Raw genomic sequence first — 20,590 nt, 5'->3', positions numbered from 1 at the left:
TGGAAGCGTAGAGTTCTCCGCATGGCTGACGCGGGCAATATTCCCCAAAACGATACACGTGCAGGCATCTTTTGGATGTTGCTGACCATGCTGATGTTTGTGAGCATGGATACGTGCGCTAAATACCTTGTCGCAAGTTACCCGACGTTGCAGACGGTATGGGGCCGGTATTTCTTTCAAGTGGTCATTCTTTGCGTGGTACTGGCGCCGAAGATCCCCAAGCTTCTGAAAACGCAAAGCCTGCCCTTTCAACTGATCCGCTCCCTGTTTCTGCTTGGCGCGACACTCTGTTTCTTTACCGGCCTCGGCACCATCCAGGTTGCCGAAGCAGGCGCCATCATGTTTACCGCCCCCTTGATGCTGACAGCGGCGGCCCCGTTCGTGCTCAAGGAAAAAGTCGGAATTCGCCGCTGGATGTCGGTGCTGGTCGGTTTCATCGGCGCCATGATCATAATCCGTCCGGGACAAGGTGCGCTCGCTGAGGGCGCGTTCTGGGTGCTGGGAGCCGCAGCTTGCTATACCTGCTATCAACTGAGCACACGCGCGTTAAGCGGGCAGGATTCCGTCCTGACAACGCTTTTATACAGCGCTCTGCTCGGTGCCATGATCATGAGCGCGATCGTACCGTTTCATTTTGTCATGTTTGCCCCCCTCGACTGGGGTGTCATGGCACTGGCCGGGCTTTTCGGCACGTTGGGCCATTTCTGCATGATCAAGGCCTTTACCCATGCCGAGGCATCTCAGGTAGCGCCTTACAGCTATTCAAACCTGATTTGGTCGACAATCATCGGCTTTACCCTGTTCGGGACCCTACCGGATATATGGACGTATATAGGGGCTGGCATCATTATAGGATCAGGCCTTTACATCATCCATCGTGAACGAAAAATTAAAGATTAATCAATCGTTTACGAAATCTGGTTGTTACATTTTGATACAAAAACAATGGACTTCGTCAGGCTACCGTCAGGAACCAGATGTAGATTTCGCCTCGTTGTTCAAGTTGAGGTGTATCAAATGGCGCTTTGCCGTTCCGTTATTGCAGTTTTCATGTTCCTGGTCGCGGCGTCACAGGCGCACGCGGCGTGCGATCCGTTCCCGAAAAGCGAATACCTCGGGAACTTTACGCATGCGCAGGTGCAGAACTACGTGAACAAAGCGCATGGCGGCGATTGGGCCCCGTATCTGGTAGCCCTGAACAATAATCTGCAGCAACTGCAGAACCTGCAACGCGCCGGTAAAGGTGCTGTTCTGAAGGTCAGCGGAAAATCCAAGTCGGCTAGTCCGGTGGACATCGCCAAATATGTCTATGTATCCAAGCAGTGGCTTGCCGCTGCGGAATGCCTTGCCGAAGAACAGACGATGGCAGCTTTGAGCAATTTCGCAACCGCTGCCGGCAGCATTGCCCCGCAAACAACGGCTGTGGTTCAGGCCACCGCAAAAACGGCGGTGGCGAAACAATCCCCCGCCGCGACGGAAACAGCCAAAGCCAAGGAGTATGCGTTGGGTAAAAATACATCCATCGTGACCCTTGAAAATGAAGTTGCCAGCCTGAACATCAAGCCGATTTCCGTGAAGATCACGTCCCTTTGCCAGGACGGAGTGAGCGTTTTCCTTGTTACCAACACCGGAAGCGACTGGCCGAGTACCGGGGTCTTTTCCATGTTCCGCATGGATGGGCCGAACAGGCAGTTGATCAGCGCCCGGCGAATGCAGCTTAATGCCGGTGAAGCCAAAACCTTCCGTGTTTCGAAAAAGCAGAATTTGACCGGTGTAGTCGGCCTTGCGATTGAGCCGTCATGGTACAAGCGCGAATTCCAGATCGACGCCGACGCCCAGTGCAGGTAATCGCTGGCTAATAAGCAGCGCAGTATTATCCTGAATTTAGTCCGAACCGCTTTCCAGTGAATCCACCTGTGCCAATAACGCATCCAACTCAGGATCGATGACGTTCAGCTTGCGCATCTCTTCTATCGTGCCGGCCAGGTAATCGCGGCACAGCCCATAGGTTCCCTGCGCCCCCGCCATAATCGCTGCCATGCGTTCGCTCGGCATCGGCCCCGCGTAATGTGGATGGTCGCGATTGACGATAAACGTCAGCGCGGCAACACGGCCATGATCCTCGGTTTCCACGGAAACCCATGACGGTCGATAAATACCGCTGCCCATCTCGCGTTCCCACAGGCGCTCCCAAGCGGTTTCGACATCATCTTCGACGAGGCGGTAGGCAACCCCCCGGCACATGCCCGAGCAATCCTCCAGGCACAAACCGAGCCCCGGGTTATCCGGCGTACCGCGCGCCCGTGTCGTCCAGATATGAAATTTGCGGTCATAACCGCGCAGCATCGCCGGGGCCTGAACATCATGATCGAAGCAGGGGTTCCACATAAGCGATCCGAAAGCGAACACCCACATTGCTTCGTCTTTTGGGCGCGCCGCGCGGGTTTCGAGCAACAGCTTGTGCGATTCTTCCTCTGACAGGCGGGTATACTCTATATTCGGTTTCATCTGCGGATCATACGATTGTTAAACGATCTGTTCTCGGGTTTTCATGAATTGCAGGTCAGGCCAATCATCCGTCGCCTTGTTGAGGTGCCAGGCATTCCGCGCCAGAAACACCGGCTCTCCGTCATGATCGACACCGACAGCAGCCCTGTTGCCGTCCAGAAACTTCTTCAACATCTGTTGCTCGCCGCCGACCCATCGTGCGGTCATCAGCTCCGTAGGTTCGAAACGGACGGGAATATCGTATTCGGTGCGGATGCGGTCGGCCATAACTTCGAACTGCAGGGTTCCGACCACGCCGACAATCCAGTCGGCACCGACGGACGGCTTAATGACACGGGCAGCCCCCTCTTCCGCCAATTGTTGCAAGGCCCGACCCAGATGCTTGGCTTTCATTGGATCGTCCGGGCGGACCTTCTGCAAAAGTTCCGGCGCAAAGCTCGGGATTCCGGTGAAATGCAAATCCTCACCTTCGCTCAGCACGTCGCCGATGCGCAGGTTGCCGTGGTTAGGAATACCGATGATATCCCCTGCAACCGCGTCTTCGGCCAGCTCGCGGTCCTGTGCCAGAAACAGCACGGCGTTATGCACGTTGAGAATTTTCCCCGAACGCGAATGCTTCAATTTCATGCCGCGTTTGAAGCGCCCGGAACAGACCCGTACGAAGGCGATTCTGTCACGGTGTTTGGGGTCCATGTTCGCCTGTATCTTGAAGACGAAGCCGGTGAACTTCGGCTCGTCAGGCTCGACCACGCGCTCGCGAGCTTCTTGCGCACGCGGTTTCGGTGCACGCTCTACCAGACCGTTCAACAGTTCGCGCACGCCGAAATTATTGATGGCACTGCCGAAATAGACCGGCGTCATGTGACCGGCGGCATAGGCTTTCTCATCGAGTTCCGGACACAAACCGCGCACCATCTCGACCTCTTCACGCAATTTGGCGACGGCGTAATCGGGCAGCAGCTCATCCAGTTTCGGATCATCAAGACCGTTGCACGGCTCGCCTTCGTCCGGGCGCTCGCCCTTGGAGCGCGAGACCAGCACCAGCTTGTCGTTTAAAAGGTCATAGCAGCCGAGGAAATCCCGGCCCATGCCGATCGGCCAGCTTGCCGGCGTAACGTCCAGGGCCAGAGTCTGCTCGATCTCGTCCAGAAGCTCGAACGGGTCGCGCGCTTCGCGGTCCATCTTGTTGATGAACGTCGTGATAGGCACGTTCCGGAGGCGGCAAACTTCGAAAAGCTTGCGCGTTTGCGTCTCGATCCCGCGCGCCGCATCGATCACCATGACGGCACTATCGACCGCAGTCAGGGTGCGATAGGTATCTTCGGAAAAATCCTCGTGGCCCGGCGTGTCCAGAAGATTGAAGGTGCAATCCGCATAGTCATAGGTCATCACCGACGAAGCGACGGAGATCCCTCGTTCGCGTTCAACCTTCATCCAGTCGGACCGGGCACGGCGTTGCTCGCCACGCGCCTTGACTGCACCCGCCAACTGGATCGCGCCACCGAACAGCAACAGCTTTTCCGTCAGCGTCGTCTTACCGGCGTCGGGGTGTGAAATAATGGCGAAGGTGCGTCTGGACGCGATTTCGCGCGCTAAGTCAGTCATATTGTCTCCGGGTTAACATCCCGGAATGTAGTGATTAACCCCGGAAATTCCAGCGGATTCCGTGCAAAAGCCGGTTCTGCGGCAATTTAGCGGTCCCGGACTGGCCGCATCTAGCCACCCGACCGCTGCCACGTAGCGTACTCTGGACATGGAATGAAGGGGCTCTAATCATAAAACATGTGCGACTTGATACACGACACCCCTGAACGTTCCTATCATCCCGTGACCGGCGTGTGCCGCCACCAGAAGTACTTGTTGATGGAAAAAACCGGCTGGTAATGGCGGATGCTTGCCGCGTTGGCGATGGTCTTGATCTGGTTATCCAGTAAAAGCTGCAGAATCTGCCCGGTTTTAGGGTGCTTGAAGAACACGATCAGAACAGCGTGGCCGACCTTCAGGTTGAGGTCCTTGACGGCGACGACGCGCAGGTCGTTTTCCTTCCAGCCCAGCCTTCTGAGCGACAGATACTTTAGGATTGCATAATCCTCGCAATCGCCGAAACGGGCCATAAACTCCGCCGGGGTCGCCCAGTAATCGCTCTTTCCCCAATTTGCCGAGTCAGTGATGTATTTCGCCTGATTGATACGGTTGTTGACTTCGTTCAACTGCACCAGCGGCGCCTTGCCTTTCAGTGTTTTCAGGAAGTTCGTCCAGTCGTCGTAACTGCAGATATGCAGTTCATCGCCCGGCGGACAGGGGACCCTGGCCGGAGCCTTCGCCTCCTTGGAATAACGAGCCAGAGCGGACAGCCATTTCTTGAACGGCGACAGGTTTTTCGAACGAACCTCAACAGTGTTAAAAAAGCTCGGTTGTGGCGATTCGCCCGCTGAAGCGGCAGACACGCTTGCAACGGCGGTCATAGTGATGATGGAAGCCACCAAAACATAACGCCATAGGGCCTTGCAGCGATTACCTGCCACACAATATGCAGCATGGTGCAGACTATTGATTACAAAAGAGAATTTTGTTCTCATAGCTACGAATATATACCCAATCGCAAATCCATGAAAGTGCGCAGAAACACAACCTGCTTGCCTGCAAATGAAGGGATTCCGCTTGTCTTTATAACCGGTTATCATGCCTGATGCGTCGGGACGATAATCTGATCGATCATCTGGGGGGTACGGCATGGCGTTAAGTCTTCGCCGCAAGAAAGTGACAGAAGAAACAGAAAAACCGAACAAGCAAGACGGTGCATCCGCCGGCGCGACCGATGAGAAGGAATTGCCGAACGATGCGCTCCCTCCACGTAAAGTTAACAAGTTCTTCATCGCCGGCGTAGCATTCATCGCAACACTGATTATCGGCGCGGCAATCCTTGCAAAAGTCTATGTCGATGAGGAACTGAAGCGCGAGACGCAAGCCTGGCAGGTCCGTCTCGGCATTGTTGCCGATTCGCGGGTTGGCGCCGTCAACGACTGGATCGATGACAATTTCAAGGTAATGCGCGAACTGACGCAAAATGCGTCACTGCAACTTTACATGTCCGAACTGGCATCTGCTGCCCCCGCAACCGACCCGAGCGCCGCGCCTGCGAGTGAACTTTCAGCCGCCGACTCGCTGCTTCAAGGGTTGGATGGCAGTGGCGCGGGGGGTGCCGGTATCGGTGCCAGCGCCTCGCATGGATTCCTCAGAAATCTTTTGATAGCGACGGCCGAGCGCACGGCCTTCAAGGCACCGCCACCGGTCGGCGAAATTGCCGCCAACGTAGAACGTGTCGGCGTTGCCGGCCTTGGGCTCGTCGACAAGAATGCCGAACCGATCATCTCAACGCCAGACATGCCGCCGATCACAGGGCGCATCAAGGAAGCTGTGCGCAAGGCGCTCGATGGCGACCCTGCTATTATCGACATGTATCTGGGCGCCAGCGGCGAACCCACCATCGGCTTTGCTTTGCCGGTCTATGCCGTGCAGGACGGCGGCGCCGGTGCCAAGGGGATTGGCGCTGTAATCGGCATACGCCTTATCGACGCATCTCTTTGGGACCAGCTCGTTCAGCCTGGCACGCTGACGAAAACCGCCGAAACGCTGCTGGTCAGAAAGTCCGGCGGCAAGGTCGAATACCTGTCGCCGCTACGCGACGGCACGGCGGCCTTGAAACGCACCATGGCGTTGGCATCGCCGAACCTTGCGGTTTCCGAAGCCATCAATATTCCGGGAAGCTTCGTCAACAACCTTGATTACAGCGGCGACCGCGTGCTGATGGTATCTCGCGAAGTTGCGCAGATACCATGGATACTGGTCCGCAAGGTCTCGCGCGACGAGGCGCTGGGGCCGATTGAAAATCGGCTGAACTTCATCCTCGGTGTGTTTATCGCGATCATCGTCATCGTTTCCCTGACGATCCTGTTCGTCTGGAAGAACGCAGCCTCTGCCCGCGCTTCCGAAGCCCTGCATCGCGCACAGGTCATGTTGGAGCGTTTCGAGAACCTGACCAAGTTCATGCGCATGGTTACCGACAACCAGCCGACGCAGATCGTCGCCGTCGACCGCAACACCGTCTATACATTTGCCAATATGCCTGTTGCCGAGGCCAACGGTATTCCCATCACGGATATCAAGGGGAAGACCATGGCCAGCGTTATCGGCCCGATAAAGGCACAGGAATACGGTGGGCTTGTGAAAAAAGTCATCGATGATTTCGAACGCCAGCAGAAATTGTTCGAATTCGGCGACCCTGAAATTACCGATCCCGATGACGACAATGCCTATCAGATGGTCAAGGTAGACGGCTTGCCACTTCGTGGCGACCGCGACTATCCGCCGGGCTGTCTTCTGGTCATCGACGACATCACCGAATTACAGTTGGCGCGCCTCAGATCCGAAAAGATGATGAAGGAGCTGATCGATACCCTGGTCAGCGTCGTCGACCGCCGCGATCCGTTCTCGGCAAACCATTCATCGCGCGTTGCCGAAGTTTCTCGCGCCATCGCTCAGGAAATGGGGATGGAGGACATCGACGTGCGCACCGTCGACATCTCAGGCAGCCTGATGAATCTCGGCAAGATTTTCGTCCCTGAAGAATTGCTGATGAAGACCGAGGACCTGACCGATGAAGAACGGATGCTTGTCTCTAATGCCTACCTGACGACGGTCGATTTAATAGAACACGTTACCTTCGAAGGTCCAGTTGTGGAAACCATCCGCCAGTTCGGCGAAACATGGGACGGCAAAGGGCCGCTTGGCCTTAAGGACGAAGAAATCATTCATACCTCGCGGATTCTGGCCGTCGCCAATGCCTTTGTCGGCATGGTCAGTCCACGCGCCTATCGCGGCGCCATGCCGTTCAGAAAAGTTTCCGATATCATGATGGAAATGTCGGAAAGCAAGTTCGACAGGAAGCCGGTAACGGCTCTGATCAACTATCTGGAAAACCGGGGCGGCATGCGGCGCTGGGCGCATTTCCGGGTCGACCCCACCATCGAAGACGCCGCGGAATAACCCTCATAATGAAAGCGCCCCCCGGCAAATCGGCCGGAGGGGCGTTCGCATCTGATAAGCTTGTAAATTAATTCGTGTCGATAGTCAGTGATACCTGGCCGTCGGTTTCCGTAATCGAGTATCCGTCGCTGATATCGCCATCGCCATTGCGGTCCAGGTCGTCCATGCTGACGCCGTTCAGCGTCACCGACTGGCCTTCTACACCGGCGAAGGATACGACCACGTCCCCATCTTCGTTCTCGTTGAAGATCATGTCGTCGGCATGGAACTCCTGACCTTCGAAGACAACGGTATCCTGATCCATGATATCCTGGATGATGTCGTGGCCGCTCTGGGCATCCATCTCGAAGCGATCCTGGCCCGTGCCACCCGTCAGCACATCATCGCCCAGACCGCCCTCGATAGTGTCGTTTCCGTATCCGCCGCTAATCACATCATTACCATCACCGCCATAAAGACGATCGTGGCCGGATCCGCCATCGAGGTTATCGTCACCCTCACCGCCATACAGACGATCATCACCGTCACCGGCGACAAGGTTGTCATTTCCGTCACCACCCAGCATGACGTCATGCCCCGAGCCGCCGAACATGTCGTCGTTACCGGCACCGCCATCTAGCGTATCGTCGCCGTCACCGGCACTGAGCGTATCGTTGCCAGCACCGCCCGACATGTAATCGTGGCCGGTACCACCGTCCATCACATCGTCGCCGGCTTCGCCGAACAGCGAGTCATTACCGTCGCCGCCATTCAGAATGTCATCGCCGGAAGCACCATAAAGCTGATCATGGCCACCATTGCCGGAAATCGTGTCGGCACCGCTACCACCCTCAAGGGTTTCGCTCTGCCAGGTCCCATTGATTTCCACCGGATCGTCGATATCAACTTCTATTTCAAGCGCAACAACCGAAGATTCAGCCGAATCACCGTCATTTTCCGTACCGATCGCAACAACTTCTATAGAGAAGTTCTCGCTGACGCTCGAATCAACGGTCATGGTCAAACCTTCGAGATCACCGGTACCGAGCATCCACGTCCCGTTGCCGTCGCTCTGTCCGGCGGACAGTTCGACACCATCGGGCAGGCCCCGGACCTCGAACGAGAGGGTTTCGGAACCGTCGACATCAACAAGGCTGCCTTCGATATCGAGGTCATAGACCAGTGCCTCGCCATCGCTGTTGGTCATCTGCTGCACACCATCATCGTGCAGATTGGCGATTTCCGTCGGCGTCAACGGCCGGTCATATACGGCCATCTTGTCCATTTGACCGCGGAAGAAGTCCTGAAGATTGTTGGCAACTTCATTGCCGCTCGCCCACTGATTGGCACCAAAAACAAGTGGCTCTTCATTGCCCGACATACCACCGGAATAGTTGTCGCTATCGACCTGATTGCCATCGACATACAACCGCATGCCGTCAGGACCGAACGAAAACGCCATCTGGTGCCAGGCGCCACTGCTGATGTCGCCACCCTGTACCATGAAGCTGGAATTGGTGCTCTGCATACGAACCTGCACCTGGCCGTCGTCAACGAATGCCGTCAGGTGGCCGCCGCCGTCATATCCGCTTGAATCTTTCGAGAAGAGACCCTGCTTACTGTCCGCATTTTCGGTGTTGAACCAAAGCACGAAGGTGCCGGAGTCCATTTCCATGCTGCCGCGATGATCGACTTCAACGTAATCGTTGTTGCCATCGAACACGGCGGACGAACCGCTCGGGCCGTCGCTGTCATGGTTTAATGTAACACCATGCAATTCACCATCGTTGCGGCCTTCGCTGTTGTTGATTTCACCGTTGTCGTCATTCTCGGTCACTTCAAAAAAGGCGACAAGATCACTGCCTTCACCGGAACCACTGCCAGAGCCATGACCTGAACCGGATCCGGTCTGACCGTTTGTTTGCGTGGAGCCGCCACCGCTGTGACCTTCGGCCAACGTCGCCGTTGCCGAAACCGAGGCGCCATCGGCAACGCCGACAACGTCGACGTCAAAACTGGCGGTCTGGATTGAGGTCTCGCCACCTTCACCTTCCGTACCCGTTGCGCTCACGCTAAGGGTAAAGTCCTCGTTGCTGTCGGCCGGCGGCGTGATGGTCAATCCGTCCAGGTCGCCGTCGTCCAGCGTCCAGGTGCCATCATTGTTGTTGGTGCCGGCGCTGAGTACGGCGCCGTTCGGCACACCACTAATAGTAATCGACAGGCTTTCGGAACCATCCGTGTCATTCAGGGAAGATGCGATATTGAGCGCAATTGCCGTATCCTCGTTTCCGCTGACATCGCCGGCCGTCAGATTGACGCCGTCCGCCGTTGAATCGAACGCCGGCACTTCAACAGCAAGGGTTGTCGAAGTCACGGCCGTATCACCGTCGTTTTCTGTCGACATTGCGGATACCGACAGATCGAAATCGGCGCTTCCGGCAGCAACTGCCAGCGTCAGACCAGCCAGCTGCCCTGGCGTCAGAGTCCACGTGCCGTCATTGTTCTGTGTCCCCGCAGAAAGCTCGGCACCTTCCGGCAAACCGGCCACGGTAATTGAAAGCGATTCCGAACTGTCCGTGTCGGTCAGTGACGAGGTGATATTCAGCGGGTATTCAACCATGCCACCGGTAGAACTGTTCGTGACCTCGACATTCACGTTAACGTCATTGAAGTCGTTATCGCCGCCACCGTAGAGATCTTCCCAATTCTGGTTGCCTCCGACCGCATTATCGGTTGTGTAGTCGGTGTTGTTGTTATTCAGAGCCGTGTCGTCGAACAGCACACTCGGACCAGCCTCTCCGAGCGTATGGCCGTTAGCGTCAACCGCGTGCCAGTTGCCGTTCTCATCCTGTGTAAAGCTCACCGGCGTTTCATTGCCAAGATTGCCGTTTTCGTTACCGCCGTTCGGGATAACGAAGAAGCCGATGCTGTCCGGATCAACGCCTTCGATGGTGAAGGTATCGCCGATGTCTTCCTTGGCGTTTGACCAGATAATCATGCCTTCGCCCGGATTGCCGTCTTCGTCCTTCACGTAGTAGCCATAGCTGTTGTTATAGCCGGCGCTGATTTCACCCATGTTTGTGATGGTGATGTCACTTGTGGTCGAGGTTTCGACACCTTCGCCAATGCTGGCCGTCAGTGTCGGCGCATCGGCGACGCCGGTCACGTCGACATTGATGGTAGCAGTCGTTGTTGACGTATCGCCGCCGTTGGCTTCGGTCGAAGTCGCCGTCACCGTCAATGCGAAATCTTCATTGCTATCGTCGGGCGGCGTGATCGTCAGGCCGGCAAGATTGCCCGGCGGAACGGACCAGACACCTTCGCTGACCAATGTCCCGGCGCTGAGTTCCGCACCTGACGGCACACCCGCAATGGTGATCGAGAGCGTCTCGGAACCATCCAGATCGCCAAGACCGGCTGCGATATCCAAAGCAATTGCATTGTCTTCGAGACCGGCAGCATCGGTGGCATTGAGTGTCGGATCGGACGCAGTCGTGTCCTGTTCTTCGGAAACGTCGATGCTCAGCGTAGCCGTCGCGGTGTCGCCATCGGCATCCTGCATCGTATAGGTAAAGGCATCTTCGCCGCCTTCCGCCGCATTCGTTTCGAATTGCAGCGCACGGATAAAGAAATCGCTCGAGTCGTTTTGATTGTTATCGCCACCGGTATCGGTTGCGGTGAAGACCAGATACTGGAACGGCGCGCCGTCCGGCAGTGCGATTTCTGCCGTACCGACATTGCTGGATCCACTGTAATCGACGGTGGATGCATTCAGCACACCTTCACCGACCAGGTTGCCGTCGGCATCGAATGCCTGCCATACACCCTGCTCGCCACCGTCCTCATTATTGAACAAGTTCGACACCGTCAGTGTCGCCGACGAGGTCTCACCACCCAGATTCATGCCGAGCGCTTCGCTCTGACCGGTATCGTTGTCATGGTTGATCTGATCGGGTGCAGGCATGCCACTCTGCGTCCCCTCTACACCGATCCCATTGGAAGCAAAGGAGATTTCGGCATCGGCCAGAGACGGATCAAGTTGCCCGCTTGCATTCAGATACGAAGTTCCGAAGTCAAAGGCGAAGGTCTGCACGCCCGACCACGCTTCCTCAACGGCGGCACCGTTTGCCGTACCGGTAAGGCCGGCAACATGCGACACCGCCTCGCTCTCGTCGGCGGCATAATCGTATGATCCGTCCGCGTACATCTTGAGGGTACCGTGATCGCCGGCGATTTCGATGAAGTTGCCATCCGCGTCACTTTGCACGTCTTCCGGATTTGTGAAGCTCTTGGTGACGCCGCCGAAGCTTACATCAACGACGCTATTGCCGCTTTCGGAACCGACATCGGCAGCACCGCTTGGATCAACGCTGTCACCATCGCCGGTAAGCACGTTGCCAGAGGTAACTTCACCGATCTCAACGACGTTGCGGTCATCGCTGGCCAGCGGATCGACATTGATCGCTGCCGTGACGACATTGGATGCCTGATCCTGGTTTGACAGTTCCGTAGACGTTGCTGTCACAGACAGGTCGAAATCATCGCTGGCTCCATCCGGCAGTGAAATCGCCAGACCGTCCAAATCGGCAACATTCAGGGTATAAGACCCATCCTGATTATCCACACCGGCATTCAGGCTCGCCCCTTCCGGGAAACCGGAAATAGTAATGGAGAGGCTTTCCGAGCCGTCGGTATCGGTAAGGATGCTCTGGATATCCAGCGGCACGGTCTGACCGACATCGCCGTCACCGTCACCGGCAGCGACATTCGGCGCATCGGCAACGGCATTCACCGTTACCGGGATCGTGCCTGTGGTTACGGCGGTGTCACCCGTGGATTGCTCAACAGACGTTGCTTCAACGCTCAGCGTGAAGTCCACATCGGAATCTTCCGGCGGCGTCACGGTAAGGCCAGCAAGCTGCTCTGGCGTCAGCGTCCAAGAACCATCGCCGTTATCGGTACCTGCGGACAGTTCAGCCCCGTTCGGCATACCCGAAATTGTGATACTGAGCGTTTCAGAGCCGTCCGTATCGGTAAGGGCCGCTGAAATATCGAGTGCGATAGCATTGTCCTCATTGCCTTCAGCAGCACTGACTTCAAGATCCGGTGCTTCGGCTTCATCGTCACCATCGATACCAACCGTGGTCGAGACGCTAGCCGTATCGCCGTCATTTTCTGTGGCCGTCGCCGTCACATCGAAATCGAAATCCGGATCAACACCCTGAGGAACATTGATCTGAAGCCCATCAAGCTGCGCTTCGGTCAGGACCCAGGTGCTATCATCCACCTGTTCACCCGCCGACAGTGTTACACCGGCCGGCAAATCAGTAATCGTGATCGACAGAGATTCAGACCCGTCCAGATCATTGAGTGAAGCAGAAATATCGAGCGGGAATGCGGTCATACCGTCACTCACGGTGCCGCCAAGGTGATCTGCGAACGAATTGTCAAAGCTCAGCGTTTCATCAACACTGTCCAGCAGCGGCAAACCACTGGCGGCAACACCCGGATCGATCAGGAACAGTTCACCTTCACCAGGTCCGACAAGCGGGCCGCCATTGTTCCCGGCCTTAACCGTCAGGGCGACAAGTTCCGTACCCGGATAATTTTCACTGATGAACCCAAGGAGGTCGATATCGTTGACGTCATGAATTTCGCCTTCCCCGCCCGGGAAGTCTTCAACGCGGACCTTCTCGATGTTGCCATTTCCATCGTCAAGGTACATGACGACATTTGACAGCCCGTGTTCAAAAGCAGGGATATCGCGGATACCTTCTCCGGACGCTACCCCTTCGCCAACGGAAGCATTCAGGTTCGGATCGTCAGCAACGCCGACGACATCAACAGCAATGGTGCCGGTCGTCGTCGCGACCTCGCCATCGTCGGTCGTCGAGGTTGCGGTAACCGTCAGATCGAAATCGGTATTGCTGTCATCGGGCGGCGTGATCGTCAGACCGGCGGCTTCTTCCGGCAACAAAGACCAGGTCCCGTTACCCAGATCCGTACCTGCCGACAGGGATGCGCCAGCCGGCACGCCGGTTATCGTCAGTGACAGCGTCTCGGACGGATCCGTCAGGTTGGCGTCTATATCCAACGCAATCAGAGAGTCTTCAAAACCCTGTGTATCTTCAAGGTTCAGTTCCGGTGCATCCGGATCGTTGATGACCACACCGTCAACTTCAACATCAATGAAACCGATGCTGATGCTGGTTTCCAAACCGGTCGGAATATCGCTGTCCGGATCCGTGTCCCTCGCCGTCGCCGTAACCTGAAGGGTAAAATTCCCGTCGAAGCCTGGCGGCGCCGTGATCTGCAGGCCGCTCAACTGCGATGGATCAAGGTCGATGGTGCCACCGACGACATTCAGGATGGTGTCGCCGATATTCAGAATGGCGCCATCTGGAATATTCGAGATGTTGATGCTCAGACTTTCCGAGCCGTCCAGATCGTTGAGTGCGCTCTGGATATCCAGATCGACGGCATCAAGGCCGTCAGCAATGATTTGCGACGGCACATTGAGGGTCGGCTTGTCGGCAACCGCGGTCACTGAGACACTCAGCGATTGGCTCGTTTCGGCCAAATCGTCGCCGTCCATCGAGGTGACCGTCACACCGATGTTGAAGTTCGCGTTCGAGCTGTCCGGCGGCGTAATGGTCAGACCGTCGAGCTGAGCTTCGGTCAGGGTCCATGTGCCGTCCCCGTTATCGATACCGGCGGAAAGCGATGCCCCGTTCGGCACACCACTGATCGTCACACCGACAATCTCGTCGCCGCCGGTGGCGGCGGTCGAAATCTCTAGCGGAATAGCATCGTCTTCGAAGCCGGCCGCATTATGCAGGATAAGGGTCGGGGCATCGGCAACGGCATCGACACTGACGTTCATCAGCCCCGTGACACTGGAACTGTCACCGTCATTTTCGGTGGATGTCGCCGTGACCGTCAGCGAGAAATTACCAGACGTGTCTGCAGCCGGGGTTAAGGTCAGACCGTCCAGTTGCGCACCACTGAGGGTCCAGGACCCATCGGGGTTTTTCGTTCCGGCAGAAAGCTGAGCACCATTGGGAACACCGGCAATGGTAATCGACAAGTCCTCTGAGCCATCCGTATCGGTTAAATTTGCTGAAATGTTCAGCGGAATCGCACCATCTTCCAGTCCGCTAATATCAGACGTATTCAGTATTGGCGCATCCGCAACTCCGGTGACGCCGACACTAATCGAGCCGGTTGCGCTGGCGGACGTGCCATCCTGTTCGGTCGACGTCGCGGTAACTTCAAGCTGAAAATTCTCGTTGCTGTCGGTCGGCGGCGTAATGGTCAGACCTTCAAGCTGCGCTGGGCTCAGCGTCCACGTACCGTCATTGTTGTTCGATCCGGCGGATAGCATGGCGCCGTCGGGCACGCCGGCAATCGTGATCGAAAGCGTTTCCGACGCATCGGCGACGATGGCCGATACATCCAACGCAATCGGCTGATCTTCGTTCCCGGATGCATCCTGAAGCACCAGCGTCGGCACTTCGGCAACCGCATTCATGTCGATATTGATCACGCCACTGACACTTGAAACGCCCTGCCCGTTAGCCGTGGCGTCCGCATCGTTTTCCGTGGTGGTCGCGGTTACCTGCAGGGTGAAATCCGTATCCATACCCGGCGGGGTCGTCATTGTCAGGCCTTCGAGCTGACCTGACGTCAGTTCAACCGAGCCGTCGACAATCGAGAGGACGTCGCCCAGCGCATTGGTCAGAATCGAACCTTCCGGAATATTCGATACCGTGATGCTCAGTGTCTCCGAACCATCCGTATCGGCCAGCCCGGCATCGATGTTCAGCGGAATTTCTGTGCCTTCATCAGCGCTGATGTCAGTCAGGTTCAGATCGGCATCATCCGCGACACCGGCGATTGCCACATTGAAGGAGCCGGACGTCGTCGCAAACGTGCCGTCGTCAGTCGTCGAAGTGGCTTCGACGCTGACATTAAAGTCACCTGAATAGTTCTCAGGCATGGTCATGCTCAGCCCGGCAAGATCGCCGGCTTCAAGCGTCCATGTACCGTCCGCATCGTTGTAGGTCCCAGCGGAAAGCGTGACACCTTCCGGAATACCACTCACCGTGACGCTGAGCGTTTCATCTGCATCCGTCAGGATCGCCGCGATGTTCAGCGGCGCCGGCGTATCTTCATTGCCTGCCGTATCGAACAGCATCAGTGCCGGCGGATCGGCGGTTTCCTGTACAATTACGCTCAGTGTACCGGATACGCTGGATACTCCCTGCCCGTTGCCGCTTTCCGCAGTATCGTTTTCCGTGGTGGTAGCGGTGATCAAAAGATCGAAATCTTCGTCAGATCCAGCAGGCGGCAAAATTTTGACGTCACCCAGTTGATCCGGCGTCAGCGTAATCACGCCATCAACCATGTCGGCGCGCTCGCCACCGACGAACACGATGGCGAGATCGGGAACGTTTTCGATGGTAATGCTGAGCGTCTCCGAATCGTCAGTATCGTTCAGCGACGTGATGATATTCAGCGGGATCATCGTGTCTTCGAGACCCAGCGCTTCCCCCGCATCCAGGTTCGGCGCGTCTGCGACACCCAGCAGGTTGACCGGAATGTCGGCCGTGGTTTCGATGAACTCGCCATTGCTCTCGGTCGCCGTCGCCGTCACCTGCAATGTGAAATCGACGTTGCTGTCAGCAGGCGGCGTGATTGTCAGATTCGCGAGGTCGGCGGGATCGATATCCCACACACCGTTGCCGAGGTTGGTTCCGGCACTGAGCACGGCTCCGTCCGGCACACCAGAAATGGAGATGCTGAGCGTTTCTGAGCCGTCCTGATCGACCAGAGCGGCATCAATATTCAGCGGAATGTCCGTATCTTCGTTTCCGGTCAAGGCAGTTACATTGACGACCGGCGTATCCGGGTCAGGTGTAATACTAAGACCAATTTGTTGCGAGACGACGGATTCGTCGCCGTTCGCGGCTTCGGTGGTGGTCGCAGTCACGGTCAGGTTGAATTCACCCGACACATGCAAACCCGGCGTGATCGTCAGACCGCCAAGGTCAGCCGGATCCAGCGTCCAAGTACCATCGCCGTTGTCAGTACCGGCAGACAGAGTCGCACCGTCCGGCACATTCGAAATCGTGATCGAGAGTGTTTCCGAGCCATCCGTATCGTTCAACGACGATGCAATATCGAGTGCAATCGGTGTGTCTTCCATGCCGGCGGCATCCGTTGCGCTCAGATTGGCAGCATCAGCGATTGCTTCCACGTCTACAGAAACGGTTGCTTCCAATGTGACCGTATCTTCATTGTTGTCGACGTTGGTCACAGTCACCGTGAGGTCGAAATTTTCATCTGAATCCACTGGCGGCGTAATCGACAGGCCATCGAATTCCTCGGGGGTCAGTGTCCACGAGCCATCGCTGTTTTCCGTACCGGCGGAGAGCACGGCCCCGGACGGCACGCCTGAAATCGTTACTGAAATGACCTCAGAACCATCGGTATCCGCAGTCAAGGCACTGATATCCAGTGCAAAAGTCCCGTCCTCACCGGTATTGATACTCAACGCATCACCGTCGACGACGGTCGTATCGTTGATTGTCACGCCAAGCTCGTCGGCAACGGCCGTCAACGTCAGCGGAATATCGAAGAAGTTAATTGCAGAATCACCGTTCGTCGGCTCGGTCGAGGTCACTTCAAGCTGAAGATCGAAACTGCCGCTCAAATGTGCCGGTGGCGTCAAAACAAGGCCATCGGTCGACATATCGGCGCCAAGGAACTGAAGCGGTATATTCGCTTCACCGCCGACAACCGGGATTTGAAGAGGGAATGTTTCGCCCGTATCGGGATCGGTATAAGCAATGCTGAGCTTGGAACCTTCCGGAATACCGGTCAGCGTCACATCGGTAATATGCTCGGAAATATCGTTCTTATCGATATCGAAGCTGATATTAACCGGCTGATCTTCAATGCCTGCTTCAGCACCGCCGTTCACCGTAGGCACATCGGCCTTGGCGGCAAGCTCGACCGTGGCCGAACCGAAAACGGTGGCAGTGGATTCGCCATCCTGAACCTGCGCCGTGATTTCAAGGCTGAAATCGGCGCTGTCATCCGGAGCCCCGACAAGTCGCAGGTTATTCAGTTGTGCGCCAGTCAGTTCGTACGTACCGGTATCGTTGGCAGGCAGAATAACGTCGTTGCCACCGGCATCCGTGTAAACAAGGTGCGCCCCAACGGTATTGCCTGCGTCGTCGGTGACCGGTTCCCATGAGGTGACCTCTTCGAAAAGCGCCTCGTCATCTTCACCCAACAGCGGCTCACCCTCTTCATCCAGCAACGGCACTTGGGTAGTAACCTGTTGGACTTCAAGCGTCGGCAGACCGCTGATGCTCACGGAAATCACCTCGCTGCCGTCGGTGTCCGTCAATGCGCCTGCAATGTTGAGCGCGACTTCCTGATCTTCAGTGCCAGCAAAGGTAATCGACGATGCCGAGCCATCCGCTGTCAGTTCTATCCCATCGACCGTAATCGAGAACGGATCGACAATACCGATGACCTCGACAGCAACCACCCCCGATCCGGCTTCGCCAGTCAGAAATGCTTGCGCCTCGCCGTTTGCGAGTTCTAGCACCGAACCGCCGTCAGCAAGGAATTCCTCAAGCGTCTGCAGCGGCTCATCCGTTTCCGGATCGAGTTGCGTTGCCAGATAGTTTTCCGCAGCCTGGGTTACGGCATCGAGATAGTCGGTGTTATACGCGCTGATGCTGAGACTGAAATCCTCGGCTGAATTCGTTGCGCCTGTGAGTGTAAGCCCTTCGAGATCGCCACTTTCGAGCAGCCAGGAGCCGTCTTCGAGTTCCGTGCCAGGCAGCAATTGTGCGCCTTCCGGTAGACCACGCACCACAATCGATGTCGCGTTCGCCGCTGCCGGCAAATGGTCCACAATATCGATACTCATGGCGGTGTCTTCGAGACCGACAACGATGTTGGGGCTTTCGGTAAAGGCAAAATTCTCAACATTTTCAATAGTATCGGTGCCGTCCGGCCCCGTTACACGTAACACGCCATCAACGATCGTAATCGTCGACTGACCATAAGTACCGGAAAACACCGCCGTGTCCTGACCGTCCCGGCCATCAATGAAATCATCGCCGGCTCCGCCTTCGAGGACGTTAGCAAATTCATTGCCGATGATGATGTCATCGCCGCTGCCGCCGACGACATTCTCGATCTCGATGATCGTGTCATTGCCGATCCCGCCGAAATTGGCGTCATCACGGGCCGTTCCGTTGGTGAGGTTGATAATCAGATCATCGTCTGATGCCGCAAAGGTGATCGTATCATTGCCTTCGCCACCGATATAGGTGTCGTCGCCAGCGCCCGGCGAAGCGATGAAAGTGTCGTCGCCAGCGCCGCCATTGAGGACATCATCGCCTCCCGTACCGCTTAGGGTATCGTCACCGCTACCGGTCGTAATAACGTTATCGCCTTCGCCGCCCGTGAGAACAAAGGTGTAATCAAGACCGGTCGCGTCAAAATCGCCATCAACAGAGCCCGTAACGGTTCTGCCGTCAGCGGATACTGTTACGCCTTTAAGAGTACCGGCGTTGATGAGGTCCTGAATGTCGGACGGAAGTACAACTGTTGCATCGTCCTCAACAATCTCCTCAACGTTTTCTTCGACAACAGTTTCAGCCTTCGCTTCATTGACCTGTTTGGCACTTTCCTCATCAATAAACGGGTTGTCGTCATTCAAATCGGCGCGCGCCTGTTCGATGATATTCAGGTCCTGCAGTTCGCCTGTAACGCGGATCGTATCGGCTGGCGTCTGTTCTTGCGGCCCACCGGCATCTGTCTGGAAATCATTCAAAAAATCGAGGGATTCACGATTTTCACCATCGACTTCCTGGTTCTCATCAAAAGTATTCGCGCTGGTGCGCTCGCCTTCGCTGTTGCGGGTCGGCAGGAAACGAAGGGTTTCATCGGCATAAGATGACAGAATGTCTTCAATACCGACGATCTGGAACGGCGACGGCGCAGCGTCAAAACTGGCTACTGAGGTAAAGGCATTGGCATCGTTTAGAACCTGAACACCGGCATCGTTGACGACGACGACTTCACCGACAAACCCGAAGCGTTCTTCCATCAGGTGGACATTCAAGCTTTCGCCATCCCGAATATCGAGACCGACCTGCGTACCGCGGATACCGATGGTTGCGACCGGTGTGTCGAGGGTCATGGCGTCGGGGTCTGTTTTCGCGACCTGGCCGGAAACGAAAGTAAACACGCCCTGCAACACCGACATCGACACAGAGCCTTGCTGGGTTGCCGGATCGTAAATCATTTCATCAAGAACCATGCGGCCTTCGGGGCCCATGGCGAAGGTGGTTTCGTCAGCGAGCAGAATACCGACGTTCCCTTCCGGGCCGGATTCCAGAATATCACCCTGGAATACCTGATCGCCGAGCTCAAGCCGCACCCGCGTTCCATCGACACGAATCGCAAAAACCTCGCCCTGCAGGCTTTCGATGTTGCCGATCGGTTCACCGTCCGTGCCGGTGATCACATTAGGGCTATCGGTAACGTTGCCACTGCTTTGTTCAGCGGCCTGCATTGCTTCTGCTTGTTCCGGCTGAATGAAACCAAAAGCACCTTCGCCGGCCGGGGCATCGCCGCCAGCAGGCGCGCCGGCATCGGCCATCGCTGAAACCACATCGCTGCCGACTTCGGCGCCGTCTGCGGACATCAGCGTAGGCGGGTTGGGATTGTCCTGATAGCCCTCTACCGTGACGGTCGTGCCATCCGGGAAGGTCAGGACGAGATCGCCTCCTTCAAAGGAGAAATCTGCATCAGCTACAGATAAATTTTCGGGGAGATTAATATCACCGGTTTGCGAACCATCAATTGAGAACGCATTTTCACCGGTTTGAACGGCTTCGCCGCCAGCCAGGATTTCATCAGCCATTTTGTGCAACCCTATGAACGATAACGCTTTTTCGTCGTTCACTGCGGTTGAATATATTTATTATTGTTCTTTTATAAGGACATATATGCGACGAAATCCGGC

At 56.2% G+C, this 20,590-nt stretch carries 7 protein-coding genes; 3 read left to right on the top strand and 4 right to left on the bottom strand.

Annotation, left to right across the window (positions count from 1 at the left end):
- The first annotated feature begins 21 nt into the window (after positions 1-21).
- Both L2D14_09620 and L2D14_09615 read left to right on the top strand, forming a co-directional pair.
- Positions 22-900, top strand: coding sequence for a DMT family transporter (locus tag L2D14_09620; GenBank protein WNJ98139.1), 879 nt, complete (start codon positions 22-24; stop codon positions 898-900).
- Between the two features lie 45 nt (positions 901-945).
- Entirely contained in the window at positions 946-1,848 is a 903-nt protein-coding gene (locus tag L2D14_09615) for a hypothetical protein (GenBank protein ID WNJ98138.1), read from the top strand.
- 36 nt (positions 1,849-1,884) lie between these two features.
- Here L2D14_09615 and L2D14_09610 read toward each other — a convergent pair whose 3' ends face one another.
- The 3 genes from L2D14_09610 to L2D14_09600 form a co-directional block, all read right to left on the bottom strand.
- Complete coding sequence (locus L2D14_09610; protein WNJ98137.1) at positions 1,885-2,508, bottom strand: gamma-glutamylcyclotransferase; 624 nt, start codon at positions 2,506-2,508, stop codon at positions 1,885-1,887.
- Positions 2,509-2,526: 18 nt separating this feature from the next.
- Positions 2,527-4,113, bottom strand: a complete 1,587-nt coding sequence (locus tag L2D14_09605; GenBank protein WNJ98136.1) for a peptide chain release factor 3 — start codon at positions 4,111-4,113, stop codon at positions 2,527-2,529.
- Between the two features lie 215 nt (positions 4,114-4,328).
- Entirely contained in the window at positions 4,329-4,973 is a 645-nt protein-coding gene (locus tag L2D14_09600) for a transglutaminase-like cysteine peptidase (protein ID WNJ98135.1), read from the bottom strand.
- Between the two features lie 268 nt (positions 4,974-5,241).
- On the opposite strand from L2D14_09600, the gene L2D14_09595 reads away from it, so the two are divergent.
- Entirely contained in the window at positions 5,242-7,554 is a 2,313-nt protein-coding gene (locus L2D14_09595; protein WNJ98134.1) for a PAS domain-containing protein, read from the top strand.
- Between the two features lie 67 nt (positions 7,555-7,621).
- Here L2D14_09595 and L2D14_09590 read toward each other — a convergent pair whose 3' ends face one another.
- Entirely contained in the window at positions 7,622-20,488 is a 12,867-nt protein-coding gene (locus tag L2D14_09590) for a LamG-like jellyroll fold domain-containing protein (GenBank protein ID WNJ98133.1), read from the bottom strand.
- Positions 20,489-20,590 lie beyond the last annotated feature (102 nt).

The organism is Thalassospiraceae bacterium LMO-JJ14 (genome assembly GCA_021555105.2).
Classification (GTDB): Bacteria; Pseudomonadota; Alphaproteobacteria; order Rhodospirillales; family Casp-alpha2; genus UBA4479.
The sequence above is the reverse complement of the archived record's forward strand: the minus strand, read 5'-3'. Positions and strand labels throughout refer to the sequence as shown.

Excerpts from the sequence above, each read along its gene's own strand:
- L2D14_09595 (WNJ98134.1), top strand. The coding sequence starts at position 5,242 with ATGGCGTTAAGTCTTCGCCGCAAGAAAGTGACAGAAGAAACAGAAAAA.
- L2D14_09615 (WNJ98138.1), top strand. The coding sequence starts at position 946 with ATGGACTTCGTCAGGCTACCGTCAGGAACCAGATGTAGATTTCGCCTC.
- L2D14_09605 (WNJ98136.1), bottom strand. The coding sequence starts at position 4,113 with ATGACTGACTTAGCGCGCGAAATCGCGTCCAGACGCACCTTCGCCATT.
- L2D14_09620 (WNJ98139.1), top strand. The coding sequence starts at position 22 with ATGGCTGACGCGGGCAATATTCCCCAAAACGATACACGTGCAGGCATC.
- L2D14_09600 (WNJ98135.1), bottom strand. The coding sequence starts at position 4,973 with ATGACCGCCGTTGCAAGCGTGTCTGCCGCTTCAGCGGGCGAATCGCCA.
- L2D14_09590 (WNJ98133.1), bottom strand. The coding sequence starts at position 20,488 with ATGGCTGATGAAATCCTGGCTGGCGGCGAAGCCGTTCAAACCGGTGAA.
- L2D14_09610 (WNJ98137.1), bottom strand. The coding sequence starts at position 2,508 with ATGAAACCGAATATAGAGTATACCCGCCTGTCAGAGGAAGAATCGCAC.